Here is a 24201-nt window from a genome sequence, read left to right on the forward strand (position 1 = left end):
CTACAGGGTCGCGCATGACCCTGTAGGAGCGGCCTTGTGCCGCGAAAGGGGCGCGAAGCGGCCCCAGCTTTTTCACCCGGATAAAAATTTTTACGTATCAAGCCTTGTAATTGATTTCGGCGACCACATGTATGGGTCACCGCAAGGTTTCTGGTGGCAACACCAGACATATATACGGGGGTCGCCCGGGCGAGCCCCGACCGGCAACGCCGGACCGTATCAACCCGCCGGTATCGACACCGGCCGATGAAAACCACAATTTGGGAGAGATCGACAATGAAGCTTCGTCCTCTGCATGACCGCGTCGTCATCCGTCGCAGCGAAGAAGAATCGAAAACCGCTGGCGGTATCGTCCTGCCGGGTTCGGCCGCTGAAAAACCAAACCGCGGCGAAGTCGTCGCCGTCGGCACCGGTCGCATCCTGGAAAACGGCGAAGTACGCGCGCTGGCCGTGAAAGTGGGTGACAAAGTGGTTTTCGGCCCTTACTCGGGCAGCAACACCGTGAAAGTCGATGGCGAAGACCTGCTGGTCATGGCTGAAAACGAAATCCTGGCCGTCATCGAAGGCTGATTTCCCCGACTTCCCGTTACTCCAAAGATTTTCAAGGAATAAACGATCATGGCTGCTAAAGACGTAAAATTCGGCGATTCCGCTCGTAAGAAAATGCTGGTTGGTGTCAACGTTCTGGCTGACGCCGTCAAAGCGACCCTGGGCCCGAAAGGCCGTAACGTGGTCCTGGCCAAGAGCTTCGGCGCGCCGACCATCACCAAGGACGGCGTTTCCGTCGCCAAGGAAATCGAGCTGAAGGACGCCTTCGAGAACATGGGCGCCCAGCTGGTCAAGGAAGTTGCTTCCAAGGCCAACGACGCTGCCGGTGACGGCACCACCACCGCTACCGTTCTGGCCCAGGCCATCGTCAACGAAGGCCTGAAGGCCGTTGCCGCCGGCATGAACCCGATGGACCTCAAGCGCGGTATCGACAAGGCCACCGCCGCCATCGTCGCCGAGCTGAAGAACCTGTCCAAGCCATGCGCCGACTCCAAGGCCATCGCCCAGGTAGGTACCATCTCCGCCAACTCCGACACCTCCATCGGTGAAATCATCGCCGAAGCCATGGAAAAAGTCGGTAAAGAAGGCGTGATCACCGTCGAAGAAGGCTCGGGCCTGGAAAACGAACTGTCCGTCGTCGAAGGTATGCAGTTCGACCGTGGCTACCTGTCGCCGTACTTCGTCAACAAGCCGGACACCATGGTTGCCGAGCTGGAAAGCCCGCTGCTGCTGCTGGTCGACAAGAAAATCTCCAACATCCGCGAGCTGCTGCCCGTTCTGGAAGCCGTTGCCAAGGCCGGCCGTCCACTGCTGATCGTTGCCGAGGACGTCGAAGGCGAAGCCCTGGCCACCCTGGTGGTCAACAACATGCGCGGCATCGTCAAGGTCGCGGCTGTCAAGGCACCTGGCTTCGGCGACCGCCGCAAGGCCATGCTGCAGGACATCGCCACCCTGACCGGCGGCCAGGTCATCTCCGAGGAAATCGGCCTGACCCTGGAAACCACCACCCTGGAGCACCTGGGTAACGCCAAGCGCGTCATTCTGTCCAAGGAAAACACCACCATCATCGACGGCGCCGGTTCCGACGCCGACATCGAAGCACGCGTCAAGCAGATCCGTGCCCAGATCGAAGAGACTTCCTCGGACTACGACCGTGAGAAGCTGCAAGAGCGCCTGGCCAAGCTGGCTGGCGGTGTTGCCGTGATCAAGGTCGGTGCCGGTACCGAAGTCGAGATGAAAGAGAAGAAGGCTCGCGTCGAAGACGCCCTGCACGCAACCCGTGCAGCCGTCGAAGAAGGCGTGGTGCCTGGCGGTGGTGTTGCCCTGGTACGCGCCCTGCAGGCCGTTGCCGACCTCAAGGGCGACAACGAAGACCAGAACGTCGGTATCGCACTGCTGCGTCGCTCGGTCGAAGCCCCGCTGCGCCAGATCACTGCCAACGCCGGCGACGAGCCAAGCGTTGTCGCTGACAAGGTCAAGCAGGGTTCGGGCAACTACGGCTACAACGCCGCTACCGGCGAATACGGTGACATGATCGAGATGGGCATCCTGGACCCAGCCAAGGTCACCCGTTCGGCTCTGCAAGCCGCAGCTTCGATCGGTGGTCTGATGATCACCACCGAAGCCATGGTTGCCGACCTGCCGGAAGACAAGCCAGCTGCTGGCGGCATGCCAGACATGGGCGGCATGGGTGGCATGGGCGGCATGATGTAAGCCAGCCTCACCCTTCGCTGTAACAAGAAGCCCCGCCTAGTGCGGGGCTTTTTGTTGCGGCTTTTCGAAGCACAAGGCCGCTCCTAGCAGGAAAGTGCGCTTTTTTGTAGGAGCGGCCTTGTGCCGCGAAAGGGGCGCAAAGCGCCCCCGTTCATTCAGGCAACGCTACGTTGTGCTTCGGGCACCGTCACGGCTCCCCGGCGATACAGCACCAGGTAGTAGCACCCGAGCCCGATCATCCAGCAGAACACCGCTGTCCACAGGTTATGCGACAAGAAGTGCGCGCCCTGCAGCATGCGCCCGATAGACAGCACCGTGCCGGTGGTGAATGCCAGCACGAAGGCAGCGCGCGCCAGGCGGGGGCGCCGGTCGCGCAGGACGAAGAACAGGGCGAACAGGCTGAAGCCGGTCGCCGCATGGCCGCCAGGCCAGCAGCGCCCGGGTTTGTCGGTGGCCGGGCGGTGTTCGAGCAGCTTGCTGTAGGTCTCCTTGCCGCCGAATTGGGTCAGGCTCCACGGGCACTGCACCTCGGTCGCGGCCTTGAGCGGGGTGACGAAGGCGGTGGACAAGGCCAGCGACAGCACCAGGCAACCCAGCTCACGACGCCATCCGAACAGGCGCGACCAGAAGCAACTGGTCACGAAGGCGACGATCGACAACAGGCCCAGGACGATGACGACCTGCTTGACCCGGTCGTGCAGGATATTTTCCAACAGGTAGCTGTGACGGCCGATGAACTGGCCGGCGACCGGGTCGAAGGCTAGCTTGGCCACATCCATGTCCAGCGACGTCCACTCCAGCAAGATCAAAGCCACGGCGGTGGCCAGCGGGATGCCCAGGTACAACCAGAGGTTGAGCGGGCGGGGGCGGGGGCTTTGCTGCATGACGACTCCAGGGGCGATAAATGCCGGCCATTGTCGGCTTGCCGCTATGCTGGGTTCGTGAAGGATGGGTGAAAAATCCGTCAGCCTTCAGGATCGTTGCCCAAGACTGGCGCCGCGCCGGCGATGGCCTTAAGCTGCGCCTGCCGCGCAGAGTGAAAGCGCCGCACAGGAGACTCCGATGCGCATTCTACTGGTTGAAGACAACCGCGATATCCTCGCCAACCTGGCCGACTACCTGGGCATGAAGGGCTACACCGTCGATTGTGCCCAGGATGGCCTGTCCGGGTTGCACCTGGCCGCCACCGAGCACTACGACCTGATCGTGCTCGACATCATGCTGCCGGGCATCGACGGCTACACCCTGTGCAAGCGCCTGCGCGAAGATGCACGCCGCGATACCCCGGTGATCATGCTCACCGCCCGCGATCAGCTCGACGATCGCTTGCAGGGCTTTCGTTCCGGTGCCGATGACTACCTGCTCAAGCCGTTCGCCCTGTCTGAACTGGCCGCGCGCATCGAGGCGGTGCTGCGCCGCGCCCAGGGCGGTGGCCGCCGCACCCTGCAGGTCGCGGACCTGAGCTATGACCTCGATACCCTGGAAGTCGCCCGCCAAGGGCGCCTGCTCAAGCTCAACCCGGTGGGCCTCAAGCTGCTCGCGGTGCTGATGCAGAAGAGCCCTCATGTGCTGCGTCGCGAGGTGCTCGAAGAAGCCCTGTGGGGCGATGACTGCCCTGACAGCGACAGCCTGCGCAGCCACGTTCACCAACTGCGTCAGGTGATCGACAAACCGTTCGAAAAACCGCTGCTGCATACCGTCCATGGCGTCGGCTATCGCCTCGCCGAGGGCCGTGATGGAGTTTAAGCAGAGCCTTGCCCAGCGCATCATCATCGCTTTCGCGCTGATGAGTGCACTGGTGGCCGGCGCCTTCGCCTTCGGTATCGTCGCCACCGTGCACTTGGTCGAGGAGCGGCTGATTTCCGCCGTGCTCGGAGGGGACCTGCAGCGCCTGCTGCGTATGGATAGCATCAGTGACTGGAGCCATCGGCCGCGCCCTGACCAGCTGTTCTACTTCAGCGGGGGGCGCGACGATTTCGAATTGCCCAAGGACCTGCGCCATCTGAAGCCGGGCTTCCATGAAGTGTTCCGCGACCAGTTGTCCTACCACGCGATGGTGGAGATCGTCGACGGTCGCCATTACGTGCTGCTGCAGGACCAGAGCGACTTCGAGGAACGCGAGCGGGTGCTGTTCGCGGTCGTGGTGGTGGGCTTCATGCTCAGCCTGGTGCTGGCCGTGACCCTTGGCTGGTTGCTGGCCAGGCGCGTGATGGCGCCGGTCATCCGCCTGGCCCGCCAGGTGCGCCATCGTGACCAGTTGCTGGGCCTGGCACCGCCCTTGGCCCCCGATTACGCCGCGGACGAAGTCGGCCAGCTGGCGGTGGCCTTCGACGATACCCTGGGCCGCCTGCGCGATGCCTTGACCCGCGAGCGGCTGTTCACCAGCGACGTGAGCCATGAGCTGCGCACGCCCTTGATGGTGTTGGCCACGTCCTGCGAACTATTGATGGAGAACCCGAACCTCGACGCCCGTTCGCGCAGCCAGGTGGAGCGTATCGCCCGGGCGACCGAGGAAATGCGCGAGCTGGTCAAGACCTTCCTGATGCTCGCCCGGGCCCAGCGCGACGAAGGCGCGGTGGCTTCCCAGGCGACCTTGAGCGAGGTGGCCGACGACCTGATCGGTGTCTGGCGCGACACCATCGAGCAGAAGGGGCTGACGCTCTACTACGACGGCCGCATCAGCGCCGGTCGGGTGCTCTACAACGCCACGTTCCTGCAATCGGTGATGGGCAACCTGCTGCGCAACGCTGCCCATTACACCGACAGCGGCTACATCCGCCTGAGCCTGGAGCCTGCCGGCTTCAGTGTCGAGGACAGCGGGGTAGGTATTCCGGAAGAGCAACGCGAAGCCATGTTCCGCCCCTTCGTGCGCGGTGACGAGCGCCGCGGCGAAGGCCTGGGCCTCGGATTGTCGCTGGTGCAGCGGATCTGCGATGACCAAGGCTGGCGGGTCACCCTGACAGCCACCCAGCCCCATGGCTGCCGTTTCCAGGTGGACCTGAGCCAGGGCAAGGGCCCTGCCGAAGATAACGAAACCGCTGACCAGCTGCCGGTTTCCCATTGATTTTTCGGAAATATCCTGTTGCAGGCTGACGCAATTTTCACATTCGCATGACCTGATTCCAACGCTTGGCACCCTAGAGTGAGCGCACTTGGAGTCAGGAGTGCACCATGCGTAGCCCCATCAAACTCGAATTTTCCGAGAAGTACGACCGGCAACATGCCCAGGAATACTTCCTCAAGCATCAGGACGGCCTGGCGCGTCGTCTCTCGCACCAGCGTGACGAGCAGTTGGCGCGTCGTGCCCTGGCCCTGGCCGGTGAGCCAGGGCTGGTGCTGGACCTGCCGTGCGGTGCCGGGCGCTTCTGGCCGCTGCTGGCAGAGAAGCCCAACCGGGTGATCATCGGTGCCGACAACTCGGCTGCGATGATCGAGACCGCCTGTGCCTCACAGCCAGCAGAGGTGGTGTCGCGGGTACGCCCCTTGCAGACTTCCGCATTCGATATCCAACTGCCGGACAACGCGGTCGACAGCATCTTCTGCATGCGCCTGTTCCACCATATCGGCGAGGCCGCGCATCGCCAGGCGATTCTCTCGGAATTTCATCGGGTTAGCCGCGACAGCGTGATCCTCTCGCTGTGGGTGGATGGCAATTTCAAGGCGTGGCGTCGCAAGAAACTCGAGCGCCGACGCAGCGCCAAGGCGGAGCAGGTCAGTTACCAGAATCGCTTTGTGTTACCAGTTGATACAATCGAAGAAGAATTTATGACAGCAGGTTTCCGTATCCAGGATCGCTTGGACTTCCTGCCGTTCTACGCCATGTGGCGGGTATACGTATTACGCAAGGGGTAGGTTTTCATGGCAGTGGCCGGCAATACAGGTTCCCAGTTCGAGTACTACTGGGGCCAGCAGGGTGAATGGGTCGAAGAGCCCAACCAGCGCCGCGGCGGCGAAAGTGGCGTGCAACGTCTGATGGCGGGTGGGCAACTGTTGTATGCCAAGCGCCAGGTCGGGCATTTATACCGCAGCCTGCGCCATCCCTTCGGCCGACCAACGGTATTGCGCGAGCTGGATGCCTTGCACAGTTTCGAACAGCTGGGCGTGCGCGTACCGCGTATCGTCTTCGGTGGCGCTGAACGAGGCGCCGACCATCAATGGCGGGCGCTGTTGGTGAGCGAAGCCCTCGACGGCTTCGTCGACCTGGACACCTGGCATGCCGAGGGTGCCGTGGAACGTTATCCGCAAGCGCTACACGAGCGCATGCTCAAGGACCTGGCCGACAACCTGGCGCGCATGCACCTGGGGCACTGGCAGCATGGCTGCCTGTATGGCAAGCATGTGTTCGTCAAGGTTATCGGCGAGGGTGAACAGGCCCGGGCCGAAGTCGCCTTGCTGGACCTGGAGAAGTGCCGGCGGCGCATCAGTTGCCAGCGCGCGGCCTACAACGACCTGCGCCAGCTGAGGCGCCATTCGTCATTCAATGAGGCGCATTGGCAGACACTGCTCTATTTTTACCAGATGGCGTTTGGCAGCGCTGTCAAAGGGTTAGAGCAATGAAACTAGAAATCGCTCGAGCTTTGTTCCTGTTGGCTGCACTGGCGGTGACCACCGCGGCGGTAGCGGCCTGGGAAGAGCCTCGGTCCGCAGTGTTCAGCAAATCCGAAGACGGGGGCCTGTGCGCAATACCCCGACAAGTGAAACAACAGACGGCGGTCCAGCCGGACAATGACCTGTTGCTGTTCCTCTTCGGTATGCGCCAGGGGCTGCGACCGTTCGGGTGAGCGAGCGCGTGATGGATGAAAACGCCAGGGGCCCATGACGGGCCCCTGGCGTTTTTTATTGCCCACACCATCAGCCCCGCATACGCCTGAGCGGGCTTGGCGACCAGTGGGCTTGCCCGCGAAGAGGGTGGCACGGATCTAAACCTTCGCCGTGGTCTTGTGCGCCAGCAGCGTATAGATACATGGCAACACGAACAGCGTGAACAAGGTGCCGATCGACATCCCGGTGGCGATCACCATGCCGATGTCGAACCGGCTGACCGCCCCGGCCCCGGTGGCCAGGATCAGCGGCACCATGCCGAACACCATGGCCGCCGTGGTCATCAGCACCGGTCGCAGGCGAATGGCGGCGGCTTCCTCGATGGCCTCGCGCACGCCCAGGCCCTTGTCTTCGCGCAACTGGTTGGCGAACTCGACGATCAGGATGCCGTGCTTGCTGATCAGGCCGATCAGCGTCACCAGGCCCACCTGGGTATAGATGTTCATGCTCGACACCCCAAGAAATAGCGGCAACAGCGCCCCACAGATCGAGAGCGGCACGGTCACCAGAATCACCAGTGGGTCCCTGAAGCTTTCGAACTGGGCCGCCAGCACCAGGAAGATGATCGCCAAGGCCAGGCCGAAGGTGACCCAAAGTGCGCTGCCTTCCTGAACGAACTGCCGGGCAGCCCCTGCGTAGTCGAACGAGAACCCTTCCGGCGCCTCCTCATGGGCGATCGCCTGCACGGTCTGCAATGCCTCGCCGATGCTCACCATGGGGAAGCCCTGGATGATCGCCGAGTTCAGTTGCTGGAACTGATTGAGCTGGCGCGGCCGGGCGCGGTCGCTGACGCTGATCAGGGTCGACAGGGGCAGCAACTGGCCTTGGTCGTTCTTCACGTAGTAGTTGTTGAGCCAACCGGCGTTGTCCCGATACGGCCGTTCGACCTGGGCGATGACCTTGTAGCTGCGTCCTTCGAGGGTGAAACGGTTGATTTCCCCTTCACCCAGCAACGTCGCCAAGGTACCGCCCAGGTCATCCATGGAAACGCCCATCTGCGCGGCCTTGGCCCGGTCGATGTCCACCACCACCTCGGGTTTGTCGAAGGCCAGGTCGATGTCGAGAAAGGCGAACTTGCCCGACGCCTGGGCGCGGGCCTTGATCCGTTGGGCCACGTCTAGCAGGGCCGGGTAATCCCCAGCGGTGTTGATCACGAACTGGAAGGGTAGGCCTTCGCCCGTACCGGGCAGCGAGGGCAGGTTGAAGCCGAAAATCTGCAGGCCGCCGATTTCTTCCAGTTTCGCCTGCACCAGCGGCAACAGCTCCATCTGGGTGCGCTCGCGCTCGTTCCAGGGTTTGAGCAGGAACCCGCCGATACCGCTCTGCACACCGTTGAAGCCGTTGATCTGGAACGACGAGTAATATTCGGGGAAGGTCTTGAACAGCGGCGTGAATTCGTCGGTGTAGGCGTTGAGGTAGTCCAGGTTGGCGGTTTGGGGGGCGTTGCTCATCATGAAGATCACGCCCTGGTCTTCATCCGGCGCCAGCTCGTTGCGGGTGAACATCAGCAGCACCGGGATCAGGCACAGCACGATCACGGCAAACACCAGAACCACCGGGCGGCTGTTCAGGGTGCCGTGCAGCAAGCGCTGGTAGCGGACCTTGAGGCCATCGAACAGCATGTCCAGCCGATGGGCCAGGCCGCTGGGGTTCTCCTCGTGGCGCAGCAACAAAGCGCACATCATCGGCGACAGGGTCAGGGCGACGATGCCGGAAATGATCACCGCGCCCGCCAGGGTCAGGGCGAACTCCTTGAACAAGGCGCCGGTCAGGCCTGTGAGAAAACCAATCGGTGCGTAGACGGCCGCCAGGGTGATGGTCATCGACACCACCGGCATGGCGATCTCCCGAGCGCCTTCCAGTGCGGCCTCGAAGGGCGTCTTGCCTTCTTCCATGTGGCGGTGGATGTTCTCCACCACCACGATGGCGTCGTCCACCACCAGCCCGATGGCCAGCACCATCGCTAGCAAGGTCAGCAGGTTCAGCGAGTAGCCCATCATCTGCATGAAGAACAGCACACCGATCATCGACAGCGGGATGGTCACCACTGGGATGAGCACCGAGCGCGATGCACCGAGGAACAGAAACACCACGACGATGACGATCAGCACCGCCTCGCCAAGCGTCTTGATCACCTCGTCGATAGAGGCTTGGATGAACAAGGTAGCGTCGTAAGCGATGGACACTTTGAGGTTCGAGGGCAGTTCTGCCTCGAGCGTGGGCATGATCCGCCGCACTTCCTTGATCACCTCCAACGGGTTGGCGGCGGGTGTGGCCTTGATGCCGATGTACACCGACGGCGTGCCATCGAAGGAGCTGACCGTGTCGTAGTTTTCCGCGCCCATCTCCACGCGTGCCACATCGCCCAGCAGTACGCGCCGGTCGCCGGCGGTCTTGACCGGCAACTTGGCGAAGGCCTCCGCGGACTTGAGCTCGGTGGTGGCGTTGATGCTGGTGACCACATATTCGCCCTTCACCTCGCCAGCGGCGGCGAGGAAGTTGTAGCGGCGCACCGCGTCGGTCACATCGGTGGCGGCCAGGCCGAACCCGGCGAGCTTCACCGGGTCGAGCCAGATGCGCATGGCGAACACCTGGTTGCCGAGGATCTCGGCCTCGGCCATGCCGGGCAGGGTGGCCAGCTTGGGCTGGATCACCCGCGACAGGTAGTCGGTGATCTGCGGATTGCTCATCTGCTGGCTGTAGAAGCTGATGTACATCAGCGCCGAAGCGTCGGCGGCCTCTTTGCTCAGGACGGGGTCTTCGGAGTCCTGGGGCAGTTTGTTGCGGACCTCGTTGGCCTTGGCCAGTAGTTGAGTGAACAGGCGGTCAGTGTCGGCACCGATGCGCGCGTAGACCGAGATTACCGAGAAGTTCTGCCGGCTCACCGAGGTCATGTAGTCGATGCCGTCGGCGCTGGCAAGGCTCTGTTGCAGCGGCTGGGTGATGTAGCCCTGGATGGTCTCGGCGTTGGCGCCGGGGTAGGCGGTGGTCACCGTGATCAGGGCGTTTTCCATCTGTGGATACTGACGGATCTGCAGCTTGCTCCAGGCCTGGAAGCCCAGCAGCAGGATCAGCAGGCTGACCACGCTGGCGAGCACGGGGCGGCGGATGAACGGGTCGGTGAACGCCATGCCAGCCTCCTGCTCAATTGGCGCCCGGGGCGCCCTGGCCATCCTGCTTCAGGGCCTTGTCGGCGCTGATACGGATGGCCGCCCCAGGGGTCAGCTTGAGTTGCCCGGCGGTCACCACCTGTTCGCCGGCCTTGAGGCCCTCGCTTACCACCACCACTGCGTCGCGGCGCTCACCGGTCTTGACCGTGCGTTGCTCGGCGATCAGCTGTGGCTGGCCGTCGGCGTTGCTCTCCGGTTGGCCGTCCTTGTCCTTCTTCTGGGTCACGACATACACCGAATTGCCATAGAGGGTATAGGTGATGGCGCTTTCCGGGACCACGACCTGCGGCTGCGGGTTGGGCAGCAGCACCAGCAGGCTGGCGAACATGCCAGGCAGCAGCTTGCCGTCGGGGTTGGCCAGGGTGGCACGTACCAGCAGGTTGCGGGTGCTTTCCTCGACCTTGGGGTTGATGGCGCTGAGGGTGGCGGGGAAGGTCTGGCCTGGATAGGCCGCCACCTGCACCAGTACCTGCTGGCCCAGGTTCAGTTGCGGCAGTGCCTGCTCGGGCACGTTGAAATCGACATAGAGGCTGGAGAGGTCCTGCAGGGTGGCGATCACCGTGCCGCTGGCGAGATAGTCGCCCACGTCCACCTGGCGAATACCGATGGTGCCGCTGAAGGGGGCGCTGATGGTCTTTTTCGCGAGCGATGCCTTGAGCTGGTCGACCACGGCCTGGTTGCGCCGGTACTGGGCGGTGAGGCGGTCGAACTCGCCACGGGAGATGGCGGCGTCACCGACCAGCTGGCTGCCACGGCCGAAGTCGACCTTGGCCAGGCCCAGGTCGGCCTGGGCGGTTCCCAGCAGAGCTGTTTCCTGGTCGTGGTCCAGTTGCAGCAGGAGCTGGCCGGCCTTGACCTGCTGGCCGGATTCGAAGTGCAGCGATTTGACCGTGCCCGCCACCTCCAGGCTCAGCTCGACACCTTGGAAGGCCTTGAGGCTGCCGACCGCGGGCAGGCGTTCCTGCCACTGGCGCTGCTCGGCTAGCGCCGCGGCGACGCTCACCGGTGGTTTCGGGGCGGAGAACATCTGGACCTGCTGGTAGATCGAGAACGCCTTGATGCCACCTAGGGCCAGCACGATCAGCAGGACCACGGCCAACATGATCAGCATGCGGCGGCGCAGCATAGTTCCGGTTCCTTGGAGAATGGTTGTTGTTCGTATGGCACGACAACGGGCGATCCTGCCCACGTGCGGATGGGGGAAGTATTGCCTTTTTTTCGAAGAAGATGGAAGGAAGGGATAAACAGGGCCGCTTTGCGGCCCTTTCGCGGCGCCAGGCCGCTCCTACAGGGGGCGTGCAAACCCTGTAGGAGCGGCCTGGTGCCGCGAAAAGGGGCTCAGACCAGATGCAGGTGGTTGTCCCAGAACCCGGACGGCAGGTTCATCGGCTGGCCGACCAGATCGGCCTTGCGGCAGTCGTAGAACCGGCAGCGACCTTGCCCGGAGGTGACCACGAAGCCGTCTTTCACCGCCCCCACACCCGCACAATCGGGCATCGGCGCATCGAGCTTCACCGCGCCGCTGTCCAGGTCCCAGATGAACAGGCGGTTGGCCCGTGGTGCGGTCAAGGCCACCAGACGCAGGTCGCTGTGGATGGCGACGCTGGCGGTGTACTGAGCCATCGACTGCAATTGCCGCTCGGGCACCGGGAACGCCTTGAACGGCTCGCCTGGGCGCTTGATCGCCAGCAGCTCGGCTGTTTCGTGGGCATCGCCCATGAACTGCTGGCAGGCGGCGATGGTGCCGTCGCTGCCGATGGCCAGGTGACGCACGCTGTTCATCTGCTGGGTCAGGGTTTCCTTGCTCAGCAAGGTGCCGTCGCGGCGCATCAGCACCAGGCTCGGCTCCATGGCGTCGAGGTTCATCTCCACGCGGCTTTCGGCCTCGGTGCGGATGCCTCCGTTGGCCACCACCAGGGTCTCGCCATCCGGCAGCCAGGCCACTTCGTGGGGGCCGATGCCGTGGGTGGAAATCTCGCCGCTGTGCACCAGGCGGTCACCCTCGAAGCGGTAGATGCCGAGTACGCCACGGCCGGGGTCGGTGGTGTCGTTCTCGGTGGCGTACAGCCATTCGCCGCTCTTGTGAACCACCGCATGGCCATAGAAATGCCGATCCGGTTGGGAGGCTACGGTTTGCAACAGGCGCCCGTCACGCAGGTCGACCAGGTAGCTTTCGGTGCCGGGACGACGGGCGACGAACAGGGCGATGGGCCGTTCGGGATGGTGGATGATGGCGTGGCAACGCTGGGCGACCTGGGTGGCGAACACCTGGGTGCCGTCCAGGCGGTAACCGACGGCGTAGTGCTTGCCGTCGCTGTCATCGCGTGCCGAGAGCAGCAGCGGTTCGCTGCCCTTGCTGCGCAGCAGGCTCCAACCACCCAAGGTCAGGGCGCTGAGCAACACGCTACCGAGTTTGAGGGCCTGGCGTCGCAGCATGATCAGTCACCGTCGTTGGCATTGAAGCCCAGCTGGATATTCAGCGCCTTGGCCAGCTCGCCCTCGTGCAGGCGGTGGACGACGTTGAGGCTGTCGTAGATCTGATCCAGGGCCTGCTTGCCGGCGTCGTCGGCGAGCAGCTCGCCCAAGGTCTTCTGGTTGTCGGCCAGCAGTTTCAACGACGTGGCGTAGGCGTTGTCGATCTTCTCGGCCAGGGCGTTCTGGTCTTTGCCCAGCAGGCCGCGCAGGCCTTGGTTGTCGACGCCTACCCATACCGCCTGGGCGGCCTTGAGGCTGGCTTCCAGGCTCTTGAGCGAGGAGCTGCTGCGCCAGGCTTCGGCCTGCAGCGGTTGCGCAATGCCTTTGCTCTGACGGCCCATGGGAGCGCCGAGCTTCTTCTTCAGGGTGTCCAGGGCAGTGACCTGGGCACGCAGCAGGTCGGCGATCGCCTCGTGGGAATCGGCGTAGCGCTGGTTGGGGAACTTGGTCATCTGCGAAAGCATGCCATCGGTGCTGTTCCAGCCCTTGAGGATCTCTTCGGCCAGGGCCTTCTGGTGTTCGCCGATGGCCACCAGCAGCGGGCAGTAACGGGCCTTCTGTTCCGGGGTGGCGACGTCCGGCTTGCTGTCGAACAGGATGTACTCGTAGGCCGACAGGCCACGCACCACCACGCTGGCCTTGCCCAGTGCCGCAGCGTCGATCGGCTTGTCGCCGGTGACCAATTGCTCGACCTGGCGGCCTACCAGGTTCTTCTTGTCCGGCCAGAACTGCACCTGCCAGGCGCGGTTGCCTTCGGCCAGCGGGCCTACCAGCAGCGGCTGGAGCTCGGCCCAGGCTTTCTGGGCGTTGAGGAAGTCGGCGCGGGCGGTTTCCAGCGAGGCCTTGCCTTCACAGTAGGCCAGGGCGCTGCTGGCCAGCTGGCGGTCGGCCTCGACCCAACGGCTGTAGGTCGGCAGGATCACCTGCTTGGCGATGGCCGCGGAGGTAACCGCTTGTGGGTCTTGCGGCGAACAGGCACCGAGGGCGAGTGCGGCGAGGCTGGTGAACAACAGTTTGGGTCGGAACATGCCCGGCTCCTTGCGCTTAAAGTGAGTTCAGGAAGGCCAGCAACGCGGCGCGTTGCTCGGCATTGAAGGTCAGTACATGGTCGCGCGCCGCCTGGGCTTCGCCGCCGTGCCAGAGCACGGCCTCGAGCAGGTTGCGGGCGCGCCCGTCATGGAGGAACTGGGTATGGCCGCTGACCGTTTCGCTCAGGCCGATGCCCCAGAGCGGCGCGGTGCGCCAGTCTTGCCCGGAGGCCTTGAATTCGCTGCGCTCGTCGGCCAGGCCCGGGCCCATGTCGTGCAGCAGCAGGTCGCTGTAGGGGCGGATCACCTGGTTGGCCAGTTCCGGCTCCGGGGTGTCGGCAGCGGTGGTGAACTGCGGGGTATGGCAGCCCTGGCAGCCAGCCTGGAAGAACAGGGTCTTGCCGGCCAGTACCTGCGGCGCGCCGACGTCGCGGCGTGCCGGCACACCCAGGTTGCGGGTGTAGAAGGTGACCAGGCGCAGGATGTTGTCGCTGACTTCTTTCTCGCCATCGGCCCCGTCCCCATTGGGGGCGGCCAGGCAGGCCGCCTGGGCCGGTGTGCAGTCGTCGAAGGGTAGCAGGGTACTGGTCAGGCCCATGTCGCCGGCGAAGGCATGGACGTTCTGCTGGTTGACGTTGGGCTGGCCGGCCTTCCAACCGAAGCGGCCGAGCACGGCTTTGCCGGCAGCGTCGTCCCAGACTTGGTTGGCACGGCCACGGATACCATCGCCGTTACGGTCATGCGGGTCGGCATTGGCCAGGATCGCGGCTTCCGGGATGGCCTCGAGCAGGCCCAGGCCGATCATCGGTGGGGCTACCCGTGCGGAGAACCGGGTGTCAGGGTGCATGGGGCCGTAGCCGAGCTGGGTGATCTGCAGTTTCGGGCGGCGCAGTTCGACCTGGTGACCATCCTCGAAGGTGACCGTCTCGGTGGTGTATGTCACGCGTACCTTGCCTTCCGGCGCCACGCCCGGGATGGCCATGTCCTGCAGCTGGGTGCCGTAGACCGGCTCCGGAACCACGCCCAGGCGCTCGATTTCCTTCACATACTGCGGTTGGTCGGGGATCGACAGGCGCACCAGCATCGACACCGCATTGCTGGCGTCGGGCTCGGGCGGGAGGCCACGGCCGTCGCGTACGTGACAGTTCTGGCAGGCGTTGGTATTGAACAGCGGGCCCAGGCCGTCTCGGGCGGTGGTGGTGGACGGCGCGATGACCCAGGGGTTACGGAAGAAGCTGTTGCCGACGCTGAAGTCCAGGCGCCGTTCTGGCGAAAGGTTGGCCGAGGGCAGGGAATACGCGTTGCGGTCGCTGCGTTGTACCGTTGCCTTGCCGCCGGAAAGGGCTTCGCCGGGCTCGGCCTGGGTGAAACGCGGGGCGTCGTCACAGGCGGCCAGGGCGGCGACCAGCAGCAAAGGGGAGAGTCGGAACAGCGACGCGGGCATCGAGGATCCTGGCTATGGACTAAAAAACCGGCGTGCAAGCTTAGCAGGGTGAAGAAGTTTGAATAAGAGCAATTTGCAATTGCTGGATGAAATCATCGTCAGAGGCGGGCGCACTTTTTGTAAGCGCGAAGCACAGGGGGCGTGTCTGTTGCACGCTACCCGAGAAAAAGGCGGCCCGAAGGCGAATGCCTGTCAGTTAAGCCTTATCGGCTGCATTTGGGGCTGCTTCGCAGCCCATCGCCGGCAAGCCGGCTCCCACAGGTTCCGCGGTGTCTACAACAGCAGCGCAAGACAGGTGGGAGCCGGCTTGCCGGCGATGGGGCCTTAACTGAAAGGCATTAGCCCGAAGGCTAATGCCTGTCAGAAGGACGCGGGGCGCTGCACGCCCATCGCCGGCAAGCCGGCTCTCATAGAACAACGCATAACTATTTGATTTTGCGGGCCTTGTGGGAGCGGGCTTGTCCCGCGATTGGGCCGGGCCGGATATCACCGTCGCCCTTGATCGCGGGACAAGTCGGACCGCCGCACCGCCGCTCCCACAGGGGGGGTGGCGCTAGCCGCTTGTTCTCTGCGCGACAGCGCAGCCCGAAGGGCTGGGTAATCTCCCACAAGTAACGCATCAGTCTCAAAGACAGCACTGTGCCTGTGGGAGCCGACTTGCCGGCGATGGGCTGCGTAGCAGCCCCAAGTGCGGATTAGCCAGAGGCCACCTCTGGCGAACCACGAACGCGTCGGATCAGAACTCGTGATCAGCGGTGTCCGGGTTCAGGTTGGCGATGCCCAGCTTGCCGGCGGCCTGCTCGATCGCGCCGGTCTGCTTGACCAGCGAAGCGATGGCGTCGCGCACGACCTGGTTGCCGGCCGCATTGTCGGCGGCGATCAGCTGGTCGTAGTGCTCGCCCTTGAGTGCGCGGTCGACCATGACCTGGATCTTCGCCTCGGTGGCTTCCAGGTCGGCCTTGAGGGTGGCGTCGGTGGCCGGATCGACCTTGGCTACCAGCGAGGACAGGCTCGGGCCGGCCAGTTTGGTGCCGTCGGTGCGGGTGTACTCGCCCAGGTAGACGTTACGGATGCCCTTGGCGTCGTAGAAGTGCGAGTAGTGGGTGTTGTCGCTGAAGCAGTCCTGTTCGTCTTCCGGCGAATTGGCTTCCAGGGAGACCTTCATGCGCTCACCGGCCAGTTCGCCCAGCGACAGGCTGCCCATGCCGAACAGCATCTTGCGCAGGCCATCGGCCACAGGCTCGGCTTCGAGCTTGGCGCGGTAGTTGTCGCTGACGTTCGGTGCCCAGTTGCCGACCATTTCTTCCAGGTCCTGGACCAGCAGTTGGGTCACGGCCTTCAGGTAGGCGCGGCGGCGCTCGTTATGGCCACCGGTGGCGCCTTCGCCTTCCAGATAGTCGGAGGCAGGGCGGTTGCCGGCGCCTGGGCCGGTACCGTTGAGGTCCTGGCCCCACAGCAGGAATTCGATGGCGTGGTAGCCGGTGGCGACGTTGGCCTCGGAACCACCCAGCTCGTTCAGGCTGGCCAGTTTCTCTGGCGTGATGTCCTTGACGTCCACCTTCTCTTCGCCCACCTGGATCTCGGTGTTGGCGATGATGTTGGCGCTGGCCGCCGGGTTGCCCAGGGCGTGTTCGTAGCTCTTGTCGACGTAGTCGATCAGGCCTTCGTCCAGGGGCCATGCATTCACCTGGCCTTCCCAGTCGTCGATGATGGTGTTGCCGAAGCGGAAGACTTCGCTCTGCAGGTACGGTACGCGTGCAGCGGCCCAGGCTTCTTTAGCGGCGTTCAGGGTCTCGTCGTTGGGCTTGGCGAGAAACGCATCGATCGCGGTCTGCAGGGCCTTGGCGGTGCTCAGCGAGTCGCTGTAGACGGCATGGACCATCTCGGCGTAATGCTTGACCACGGCCTTGCCGGCCGCTTCGTCGACAGCCCCCGGCGCCGCGGCGGTGGGGGCAGCAGCTGCCGGTGCTTGCGCAGCGGGAGCCTTTTCATCCTTGCTCTCGCCGCAACCGGCGAGGGCGATGGCGATGGCCAGCAGACTGGCGGAGGCCAGAGGCATTCGAATCATTGTAGGTTTCCTGCGTCGTGGGGTTGGACAGTGTGCTGTGGGATACGAAACCGCAACATAATGCGAAAGATTTGCATTTGGTGTAAAGAGGCCGGCGCGTAATTCGTGCAGAAGGGTCGTTTTCACGCGTGTGCCGGCCTTGGGTCTAGGTCACCGTGGCCTGGTTGCGTTGCGCATGCTTGAGGAAGACGGTCAGTTCGCGGGCGTTCAAGGGCTTGCTGTAGTGGTAGCCCTGACCTTCGTGGCAGCCCTGGGCAATGATGTAGGCCTCCTGCTCGGCCGACTCCACGCCCTCGGCGATCACCTGCATGCCCAGGCTCTTGCCCAGCTGGATGATGGCTCGCACGATGGTGGCGTCGTCATCGTCGTCGAGCAGGTCCTGGACGAAGCTCTTGTCGATCTTGATCTTGTCCAGCGGCAGCGACTTCAAGTAGCTGAGCGAGGAGTAACCGGTGCCGAAGTCGTCGATGGCGATCAGCGCCCCGGAGCGGCGCAGGCTCAGCAGGTGCTGGGCGGCGGTGCTGATGTCTTCCATCAGGCCGGTCTCGGTCACTTCCAGCTCCAGGCTGCGCGGGGGCAGGCGGTAGATCTGCAGCAGGTTGTTGACCACCCGCGGCAGTTCGCTGTGGTGCAGTTGCACGGTCGAGAGGTTGACCGCCATGCGCAACTCGGTGAACCCCTGGTCATGCCATTCGCGTAGCTGGCGGCAAGCCTGGTCGAGTACCCATTCGCCAATGGCGACGATGCTGCCGTTCTGCTCGGCCAGGGGAATGAACTGGTCCGGTGGGACCATGCCCAGCTCCGCGTGCTGCCAGCGCAGCAGCGCCTCGACGCCCACCACACGATGGTCGCGATAGCTGACCTGTGGCTGGTACACCAGGTACAGCTGGTTGCGCGGCAGGGCTTCGCGCAGGTCCTTTTCCAGTTCGCGGCGACGGCGCATCTCGCTGTCCACGCTGGCGATGTAGAACTGGTAGCGGTTGCGCGAACGGGCCTTGGCCAGGGTCATGGTCTGCTCGGCCTTTTGCAGCAGCTTTTCGGTGCTGTCGCCATCCTCGGGGAACAGCGTGATGCCGATGGTGGCGCGCAGGCGAATGTGCTGGTGGTCGACAGCGAAGGGGACTTCCAGGTCGTCGAGGATGCTCTGGGCCAGCTCGGCGGCTTCGTAGGGTTGGTCGATGTCGGCCTGGACCAGGGCGAACTGGTCGCCCCCGAGCCGCGCCAGTGCACCCAACCGCCCGCTGTGGGCCCGCAGGCGGTCGGCCAGGGCCAGCAGCAGTTGGTCACCGACCTGGTAGGTGAACTGCTCGTTGATGCCCTTGAAGTCGTCCAGGCCCACGCACAGCACGGCGACACGCCGTTGCAGGCGCCCGCCGTCGACGAGGATCTTGTCCAGTTGCTGTTGTAATTGCTGGCGGTTGGGCAGGCCGGTGAGGAAGTCGTACTGGGCCATGCGCTGCAGGCTGTTCTCGGCCTCGTGGCGCAGGTGGGTATTGCGTTCGATGGAGGCCAGCAGCTGGTTGGCGGTATTGACCCATTGGCCCAGTTCGTTCTTTTCGTGGCCCTTGAGCGATGGGATCTGGTGCTGGCTGGGGCGGTCGGGGTTGATCTGGGTGAGGTGCTCGATGATCTTCGACAACGGGCGGGTCAGCAACCAGTGGTACACCAGGTACAGCACCAGGCCCAGGGCCAGCGCGCGCAGTACGCCGGAAATGAAGATGATCACGGCATTGACCAGGAAGCCCTCGCCATAGTCGGCGGTGTCCAGGGTGATGCTCAGGTCGCCATAGTATTCGCTGTAAGGGCCACGGCCGACCAACTGGGTGGTGAAGGTGCGCTCTTGGCCGAGGATCAGGTCGGTCAGCCAGCGCACGGGCGTGTCTTGTAGCGGGCGGGACTTTTCCGCCAGCATGGTTTCGTTGGGGTGGCCGATGGAGGCGATGCGCACGGATTCGTCCTGGAACAGGCCTTCCACGACCTGCATGCCCATCTCCCGGTCCAGGCTGTAGACGGCCTGGGTGGACGGGTCGCGGAACATGTCGAGAATGCGTTGGGCGTCGTTGTTGACCGACTGGCGGGTCTTGTAGGCGTCGTAGACGATCTGCGCGCAGCTCAGAACGATACCGACGGCCAGCGCCGAGAGCAGCACGACCCTGAGCAACTTGACCGATAAGCTGTTCCGAAATTCCAGCTTCAATGGGGTTTCCTTAATCCATGCGCGTGCCATTATTTTGCCATTAGCCTTGGCGATACACGATCGACCTTGTTGCCGCGGCAAGCGAGAGGACCTTCATGGTCCCTGTTGGCAATGTATCGGTTGAGGTGGCGGGTGACTTGAGTGCGCGATTGTCAACTTTCCAGATGATTGATGTTAGCGCGCTATCGGGGAGGGGCAAGAGGTAAGGGATGGAGTTTCACGTCAGGTGAGCGGGCAAAAAAAATCCGACGCCAAGGCGTCGGATTTTTCAGCGAAGGCTACCCAGGCGATCAGGCCTTGAAGGTGTTGCCTTCGAACTGCTGGGCAACGAAGTCCCAGTTGACCAGCTGCCAGAACGCCTCGACGTACTTCGGACGCAGGTTGCGGTAGTCGATGTAGTAGGCGTGTTCCCAGACGTCGCAGGTCAGCAGCGGGGTGTCGCCGCTGGTCAGCGGGTTGCCGGCGCCGATGGTGCTGGCCAGGGCCAGGGAACCGTCGGCCTTCTTCACCAGCCAGCCCCAGCCGGAGCCGAAGGTGCCGACGGAGGTCTTGGTGAACTCTTCCTTGAACTTGTCGAAGGAACCGAAAGCCTTGGTGATGGCATCGGCCAGGGCGCCGGTCGGCTGGCCACCGCCGTTCGGCGACAGGCAGTTCCAGTAGAAGGTGTGGTTCCAGACTTGAGCGGCGTTGTTGAAGATGCCACCCGAAGAGGTCTTGACGATCTCTTCCAGGGTCTTGCCTTCGAATTCGGTGCCTGGGACCAGGTTGTTCAGGTTCACGACATAGGTGTTGTGGTGCTTGTCGTGGTGATACTCCAGGGTTTCCTTGGAGATGTGCGGCTGCAGGGCATCGTGGGCGTATGGCAGCGGCGGCAATTCAAAAGCCATGGTGGATCTCCTGATTCAGGTCTGTGTGCGGTTTGCGCAAGGCCGATCACGGGCGGCCCAGTGTACGTCGGGGAGTTTGTACTCTTTGCGACGCAAGGGCTGGATCATAGCACCGGCCCCGGCGCATAACCACGCAACAAAGATAGGGAATAGAGGTTCCCCAGTGGTGGGCGATACCGACCGGTGGTGTTTGCCTTGGCGATACGGATACCTGCTCAGTTCAAGATCAACTGCGCTGCCACCGCGAACATCATTACCGCCACCATCAGGTCGAGCAGGCGCCAAGTGGTCGGGCGGGCCAGCCAGGGGGCCAGCCAGGCCGCGCCGAGGGCCAGGGTCGAGAACCATACCAGCGAGGCACTGGCGGCGCCGGCCACGTAGGCGCCCGGCACGGTCTGCTGGGCGCCCAGCGAGCCGATCAGCAGCACGGTATCCAGGTAGACGTGCGGGTTGAGCAGCGTCACGGCCAAGGCACTGAGCAGCACCGCACGGCGCGAGCGCACGCCCTGGCCCTCCTGGTGCTGCAGGCTCTGCTTGGAGCAGGCGCTGCGCAGGGCCTTGGCGCCATACCAGATCAGGAATACCGCGCCACCCCAGCGGGCCACCGCCAGCAATGTCGGATTATGGGCCAGCACCGTGGCCAGGCCGAACACCCCGGCGGCGACCAGGATGGCATCGCAGAGGATGCACAACGCGGCCACCGGCAGGTGGTGTTCACGGCGCAGGCTCTGGGCCAGGACGAAGGCGTTCTGCGCGCCGATGGCCATGATCAGGCCGAAGGCCACCAGCATGCCGTTCAGATAGCTTTGCCACATAGCGGGAACACTCCACGGACGCCGGGCGATGCGCGGCGTTTATTGCCAAAGAAGATGCTGGCCATTGTGGGCAAAGGCGCTGTATAAGAAAAACAAATAAAGCTGATCAGGCATTAGGGAAATCGATGTTCGATTACAAGCTGCTGGCCGCCCTCGCCGCGGTCATCGAACAAGGCGGTTTCGAGCGTGCGGCGCAGGTCCTAGGCCTGTCCCAGTCGGCCATTTCCCAGCGCATCAAGTTGCTCGAGGCGCGGGTCGGGCAACCGGTGCTGGTGCGTGCCACGCCGCCCAGCCCCACCGAGGTGGGGCGCCAGTTGCTCAACCATGTGCAGCAGGTGCGCCTGCTCGAGCGCGACTTGCAGCGCCAGGTTCCGGCGCTGGACGAAGCGGGCATGCCGGAACGCCTGCGCATCGCCTTGAACGCCGACAGCCTGGCCACTTGGTGGGCCGGTGCGGTGGGCGACTTCTGCGCCGGCCAGCAGGTGCTGCTGGACTTGGTGGTGGAAGACCAGGAGGTCGGCCTCAAGCGTATGCGCGCAGGCGAGGTGGCGGCCTGCCTGTGCGGCAGCGAGCGGCCGGTGGCCGGGGCGCGCAGCCTGCCCCTGGGGGCGATGCGCTACCGAGCGCTGGCCAGCCCGGCGTTCATGGCGCGGCATTTTGCCCTGGGCTTCGAGGCCCGGCGCCTGGCGCGTATCCCGGCGGTGGTATACGGGCCAGATGACTTCCTGCAGCACCGCTACCTGGCGTCCCTGGGGATCCAGGACGGTTTCCTGCACCACCTGTGCCCTTCTTCGGAAGGCTTCCTGCGCATGACCGAAGCCGGCCTGGGCTGGGGGTTGGTGCCGGAGCTGCAGGCGCAGAAGCAGTTGGCCACGGGCCAACTGGTGGAAATCTGCGCCGATACACCCATCGACGTGCCGTTGTACTGGCATCATTGGCGCAATGGCGGGCAACTGCTCGCCCAGTTGACCGAACACCTGCGCCAGACGGCGCCGGGCTGGCTGGTGCCCTTGTAGGCGCGGGCGACGTCAGCTGCATCTGTAATCTGGCAAGGCGGAGTCTTACATGCGAATTCTGGTCACCGGCGCGAGCGGCTTCATTGGCGGGCGCTTTGCGCGTTTCGCCCTGGAGCAGGGCCTGGATGTACGGGTCAATGGCCGGCGTGCCGAGGGCGTGGAGCACCTGGTCAAGCGTGGCGCCGAATTCACTCCCGGCGACCTGACCGATGCCGAGCTGGCCCGACGCCTGTGCCAAGGCATCGATGCGGTGGTGCATTGCGCGGGCGCAGTCGGGCATTGGGGGCGCTACCAAGACTTCCACCAGGGCAACGTGGTGGTCACCGAGAACGTAGTGGAGGGGTGCCTGAAGGAACGTGTGCGCCGCCTGGTGCACCTGTCTTCGCCGTCGATCTACTTCAATGGCCGTTCGCGCCTGGATATCCGTGAGGACCAGGTGCCGCGTCGCTTGCATGACCACTATGCGACGACCAAGCACCTGGCCGAGCAGAAGGTGTTCGGTGCCCAGGAGTTCGGCCTGGAGGTGCTGGCCCTGCGGCCGCGCTTCGTCACCGGGGCGGGCGATGCCAGTATCTTCCCGCGCTTGATGCAGATGCAGCGCAAGGGGCGCCTGGCGATCATCGGCAATGGCCTGAACAAGGCCGACTTCACCAGCGTGCACAACCTCAACGAGGCCCTGCTCAGCGCCCTGTTCGCCGATGAAGAGGCCCTCGGACAGGCCTACAACATCAGCAACGGCCACCCTCTGCCGGTGTGGGACGTGGTCAACTATGTGATGCGCCAGATGCAGTTGCCGCCGGTTACCCGCTACCGTGCCCCCGGGCTGGCCTATAGCCTGGGCGCGCTGAACGAGGCGGCCTGCCTACTCTGGCCTGGGCGCCCCCAGCCGACCTTGTCGCGCCTGAGCGCGCAGGTGATGAGCAAGGATTTCACCCTGGATATCAGCCGTGCCCGGCAGTACCTGGACTATCGCCCGAAGGTCAGCCTGTGGACCGCGCTGGATGAATTCTGCGCCTGGTGGAGGGCGCAGTCGGGCACTGGGTGAACCAGTCGAACGGATGATGGTCATCAGAGCGCCGCGTGAGCGGTTTATACTACTGCCCCTTTGCTACTACTACCGCGGTTGAACGTACCCATGCGTAACAATGTCCACGACGATTTCGACGACGTGCCTGTCCTGCGCGCCGGCACTCCTGACGATGACGAGCTGTTGCCCGCACGGGTGGCGCGCAGCCGCGAGAAGGCGGCGCGCCCGGCCAGCAACGGGCCGCTGTGGGCCTTGCTCGGGGCATCCTTCATTGCCCTGGCGGGCCTGGGCTGGTGGAGCTTCCAGCAGATCTCGCTGATGGAACAGCAGTTGGTGGCGACTCAGGAAAGCTTCGCGCGCATCAGCGAAGAGGCGGCCGGGCGCCTGCAAGCGATCAGCGGCAAGGTCGATGCCACCGAGTCCAGTGCCAGTACCGGCAGCGAAGCGCTGAAGCTGCAGATTCGCAAGCTGCAGGCCAGCCTGGCCGAGGCACGTACCCAGCAACAGGGCGTGGCCGGGCAGACCGGCGATCTGGGCAAGCGCCTGGAAAAAGTGCTGGCCGATGCCCGCGCACAGCAGGACGCGATGGCGCAGCAGCAAAAGACCATCACTGCGCTGCAAGGTCAGCTGGAGGCCCAGCTCAAGGCCGTCAATGGTGAACTGGCGGCTCTCAAGTCGGGGCAGGTGGATGGCGGCAGGATCGACGCCCAACTCAAGAGCCTGAACAACGAGGTGGCTGCGCTGAAGAAGCAGGGCAACCCGAACGCGGCGATCCAGGGCCTGGAACAAGACATCCTGGTGCTCAAGAGCCAGATCGACAACCGTCCGGCACCGGCCGCCGGTGGTGCCTCGGTGCAGGAATTCGATGCATTCCGCGGGCAGACCACCCGTAGCCTCAATACCCTGCAGAGCCAGATCCAGAACCTGCAACAGCAGATCAACGCCCGGCCCTGAACGATCGCATCAAAGTACCTGTGGGATCGCCGCACCG

20 protein-coding genes are annotated in these 24201 nt (G+C 63.9%); 10 read left to right on the forward strand and 10 right to left on the reverse strand.

Going from position 1 to position 24201, the window contains the following annotated elements; translation table 11 throughout:
• Nucleotides 1-276 precede the first annotated feature (276 nt).
• Entirely contained in the window at nucleotides 277-570 is a 294-nt protein-coding gene (locus ACNFG0_RS20700) for a co-chaperone GroES (RefSeq protein WP_012274036.1), read from the forward strand.
• Nucleotides 571-618: 48 nt separating this feature from the next.
• On the forward strand, nucleotides 619-2262 hold the full coding sequence (groL, locus tag ACNFG0_RS20705) for a chaperonin GroEL (RefSeq protein WP_196146307.1): 1644 nt from the start codon (nucleotides 619-621) through the stop codon (nucleotides 2260-2262).
• A gap of 155 nt (nucleotides 2263-2417) precedes the next feature.
• Here groL and ACNFG0_RS20710 read toward each other — a convergent pair whose 3' ends face one another.
• A complete protein-coding gene (locus ACNFG0_RS20710; protein ID WP_196156610.1) occupies nucleotides 2418-3146 on the reverse strand; it encodes a phosphatase PAP2 family protein in 729 nt (242 codons plus the stop codon).
• Between the two features lie 178 nt (nucleotides 3147-3324).
• On the opposite strand from ACNFG0_RS20710, the gene colR reads away from it, so the two are divergent.
• The 5 genes from colR to ACNFG0_RS20735 all read left to right on the forward strand — a co-directional run bounded on the left by colR (nucleotide 3325) and on the right by ACNFG0_RS20735 (nucleotide 7043).
• A complete protein-coding gene (gene colR, locus ACNFG0_RS20715; protein WP_196146305.1) occupies nucleotides 3325-4008 on the forward strand; it encodes a two-component system response regulator ColR in 684 nt (227 codons plus the stop codon).
• Nucleotides 3998-5326 carry a sensor histidine kinase gene (locus ACNFG0_RS20720; protein ID WP_196146304.1) on the forward strand — a complete coding sequence of 443 codons (1329 nt, stop codon included), beginning with the start codon at nucleotides 3998-4000 and terminating at the stop codon, nucleotides 5324-5326. Before colR ends, ACNFG0_RS20720 begins: the two co-directional genes overlap by 11 nt.
• A 107-nt stretch (nucleotides 5327-5433) precedes the next feature.
• On the forward strand, nucleotides 5434-6114 hold the full coding sequence (locus ACNFG0_RS20725) for a class I SAM-dependent methyltransferase (RefSeq protein ID WP_416766195.1): 681 nt from the start codon (nucleotides 5434-5436) through the stop codon (nucleotides 6112-6114).
• 6 nt (nucleotides 6115-6120) lie between these two features.
• Nucleotides 6121-6819, forward strand: a complete 699-nt coding sequence (locus ACNFG0_RS20730; protein ID WP_196146302.1) for a lipopolysaccharide kinase InaA family protein — start codon at nucleotides 6121-6123, stop codon at nucleotides 6817-6819.
• Nucleotides 6816-7043, forward strand: coding sequence for a hypothetical protein (locus ACNFG0_RS20735; RefSeq protein ID WP_196146301.1), 228 nt, complete (start codon nucleotides 6816-6818; stop codon nucleotides 7041-7043). The genes ACNFG0_RS20730 and ACNFG0_RS20735 overlap by 4 nt, the downstream gene beginning before the upstream one ends.
• Nucleotides 7044-7181: 138 nt before the next feature.
• On the opposite strand, the gene ACNFG0_RS20740 is transcribed toward ACNFG0_RS20735, so the two are convergent.
• From ACNFG0_RS20740 to ACNFG0_RS20780, 9 genes are all read right to left on the reverse strand, one after another.
• Entirely contained in the window at nucleotides 7182-10214 is a 3033-nt protein-coding gene (locus ACNFG0_RS20740; RefSeq protein ID WP_416766197.1) for a multidrug efflux RND transporter permease subunit, read from the reverse strand.
• Nucleotides 10215-10227: 13 nt separating this feature from the next.
• Entirely contained in the window at nucleotides 10228-11379 is a 1152-nt protein-coding gene (locus ACNFG0_RS20745; protein WP_416766198.1) for an efflux RND transporter periplasmic adaptor subunit, read from the reverse strand.
• 212 nt (nucleotides 11380-11591) lie between these two features.
• The gene (locus ACNFG0_RS20750; protein ID WP_196146298.1) at nucleotides 11592-12689 is read right to left on the reverse strand and encodes a DUF1513 domain-containing protein; all 1098 of its coding nucleotides are present in this window, start codon (nucleotides 12687-12689) and stop codon (nucleotides 11592-11594) included.
• A gap of 2 nt (nucleotides 12690-12691) precedes the next feature.
• On the reverse strand, nucleotides 12692-13756 hold the full coding sequence (locus ACNFG0_RS20755) for an imelysin family protein (RefSeq protein WP_416766200.1): 1065 nt from the start codon (nucleotides 13754-13756) through the stop codon (nucleotides 12692-12694).
• A 16-nt stretch (nucleotides 13757-13772) separates the two neighbouring features.
• Nucleotides 13773-15200, reverse strand: a complete 1428-nt coding sequence (locus ACNFG0_RS20760) for a di-heme oxidoredictase family protein (protein WP_416766202.1) — start codon at nucleotides 15198-15200, stop codon at nucleotides 13773-13775.
• A 736-nt stretch (nucleotides 15201-15936) separates the two neighbouring features.
• The gene (locus tag ACNFG0_RS20765; RefSeq protein WP_416766204.1) at nucleotides 15937-17268 is read right to left on the reverse strand and encodes an imelysin family protein; all 1332 of its coding nucleotides are present in this window, start codon (nucleotides 17266-17268) and stop codon (nucleotides 15937-15939) included.
• A 145-nt stretch (nucleotides 17269-17413) separates the two neighbouring features.
• Nucleotides 17414-19465, reverse strand: coding sequence for a putative bifunctional diguanylate cyclase/phosphodiesterase (locus ACNFG0_RS20770; protein WP_416766205.1), 2052 nt, complete (start codon nucleotides 19463-19465; stop codon nucleotides 17414-17416).
• 290 nt (nucleotides 19466-19755) lie between these two features.
• Nucleotides 19756-20352, reverse strand: coding sequence for a superoxide dismutase (locus tag ACNFG0_RS20775; RefSeq protein WP_084855819.1), 597 nt, complete (start codon nucleotides 20350-20352; stop codon nucleotides 19756-19758).
• A gap of 215 nt (nucleotides 20353-20567) precedes the next feature.
• On the reverse strand, nucleotides 20568-21167 hold the full coding sequence (locus tag ACNFG0_RS20780; RefSeq protein ID WP_196146293.1) for a LysE/ArgO family amino acid transporter: 600 nt from the start codon (nucleotides 21165-21167) through the stop codon (nucleotides 20568-20570).
• 125 nt (nucleotides 21168-21292) lie between these two features.
• Here ACNFG0_RS20780 and ACNFG0_RS20785 point away from each other — a divergent pair, with 125 nt between their 5' ends.
• From ACNFG0_RS20785 to ACNFG0_RS20795, 3 genes are all read left to right on the forward strand, one after another.
• Nucleotides 21293-22183 (forward strand): LysR family transcriptional regulator ArgP, encoded by an 891-nt coding sequence (locus ACNFG0_RS20785; RefSeq protein WP_196146292.1) that lies wholly within the window; start codon nucleotides 21293-21295, stop codon nucleotides 22181-22183.
• A gap of 49 nt (nucleotides 22184-22232) precedes the next feature.
• Nucleotides 22233-23228, forward strand: coding sequence for an NAD-dependent epimerase/dehydratase family protein (locus ACNFG0_RS20790; protein WP_416766207.1), 996 nt, complete (start codon nucleotides 22233-22235; stop codon nucleotides 23226-23228).
• Nucleotides 23229-23318: 90 nt separating this feature from the next.
• Nucleotides 23319-24164 carry an ATPase gene (locus ACNFG0_RS20795; RefSeq protein ID WP_196146290.1) on the forward strand — a complete coding sequence of 282 codons (846 nt, stop codon included), beginning with the start codon at nucleotides 23319-23321 and terminating at the stop codon, nucleotides 24162-24164.
• Nucleotides 24165-24201: the final 37 nt, after the last annotated feature.

Origin of the sequence: Pseudomonas sp. NY15372 (assembly GCF_048068215.1) — a bacterium.
Lineage (GTDB): Bacteria > Pseudomonadota > Gammaproteobacteria > Pseudomonadales > Pseudomonadaceae > Aquipseudomonas > Aquipseudomonas guariconensis_A.

Bases quoted from the DNA above. Each gene is read 5' to 3' on its own strand.
- ACNFG0_RS20700 (WP_012274036.1), top strand. From the start codon at position 277: ATGAAGCTTCGTCCTCTGCATGACCGCGTCGTCATCCGTCGCAGCGAA.
- ACNFG0_RS20755 (WP_416766200.1), bottom strand. From the start codon at position 13,756: ATGTTCCGACCCAAACTGTTGTTCACCAGCCTCGCCGCACTCGCCCTC.
- colR (WP_196146305.1), top strand. From the start codon at position 3,325: ATGCGCATTCTACTGGTTGAAGACAACCGCGATATCCTCGCCAACCTG.
- ACNFG0_RS20750 (WP_196146298.1), bottom strand. From the start codon at position 12,689: ATGCTGCGACGCCAGGCCCTCAAACTCGGTAGCGTGTTGCTCAGCGCC.
- ACNFG0_RS20760 (WP_416766202.1), bottom strand. From the start codon at position 15,200: ATGCCCGCGTCGCTGTTCCGACTCTCCCCTTTGCTGCTGGTCGCCGCC.
- ACNFG0_RS20730 (WP_196146302.1), top strand. From the start codon at position 6,121: ATGGCAGTGGCCGGCAATACAGGTTCCCAGTTCGAGTACTACTGGGGC.
- ACNFG0_RS20725 (WP_416766195.1), top strand. From the start codon at position 5,434: ATGCGTAGCCCCATCAAACTCGAATTTTCCGAGAAGTACGACCGGCAA.
- ACNFG0_RS20785 (WP_196146292.1), top strand. From the start codon at position 21,293: ATGTTCGATTACAAGCTGCTGGCCGCCCTCGCCGCGGTCATCGAACAA.
- ACNFG0_RS20740 (WP_416766197.1), bottom strand. From the start codon at position 10,214: ATGGCGTTCACCGACCCGTTCATCCGCCGCCCCGTGCTCGCCAGCGTG.
- ACNFG0_RS20710 (WP_196156610.1), bottom strand. From the start codon at position 3,146: ATGCAGCAAAGCCCCCGCCCCCGCCCGCTCAACCTCTGGTTGTACCTG.
- groL (WP_196146307.1), top strand. From the start codon at position 619: ATGGCTGCTAAAGACGTAAAATTCGGCGATTCCGCTCGTAAGAAAATG.
- ACNFG0_RS20790 (WP_416766207.1), top strand. From the start codon at position 22,233: ATGCGAATTCTGGTCACCGGCGCGAGCGGCTTCATTGGCGGGCGCTTT.
- ACNFG0_RS20795 (WP_196146290.1), top strand. From the start codon at position 23,319: ATGCGTAACAATGTCCACGACGATTTCGACGACGTGCCTGTCCTGCGC.
- ACNFG0_RS20775 (WP_084855819.1), bottom strand. From the start codon at position 20,352: ATGGCTTTTGAATTGCCGCCGCTGCCATACGCCCACGATGCCCTGCAG.
- ACNFG0_RS20745 (WP_416766198.1), bottom strand. From the start codon at position 11,379: ATGCTGCGCCGCCGCATGCTGATCATGTTGGCCGTGGTCCTGCTGATC.
- ACNFG0_RS20735 (WP_196146301.1), top strand. From the start codon at position 6,816: ATGAAACTAGAAATCGCTCGAGCTTTGTTCCTGTTGGCTGCACTGGCG.
- ACNFG0_RS20765 (WP_416766204.1), bottom strand. From the start codon at position 17,268: ATGATTCGAATGCCTCTGGCCTCCGCCAGTCTGCTGGCCATCGCCATC.
- ACNFG0_RS20720 (WP_196146304.1), top strand. From the start codon at position 3,998: ATGGAGTTTAAGCAGAGCCTTGCCCAGCGCATCATCATCGCTTTCGCG.
- ACNFG0_RS20780 (WP_196146293.1), bottom strand. From the start codon at position 21,167: ATGTGGCAAAGCTATCTGAACGGCATGCTGGTGGCCTTCGGCCTGATC.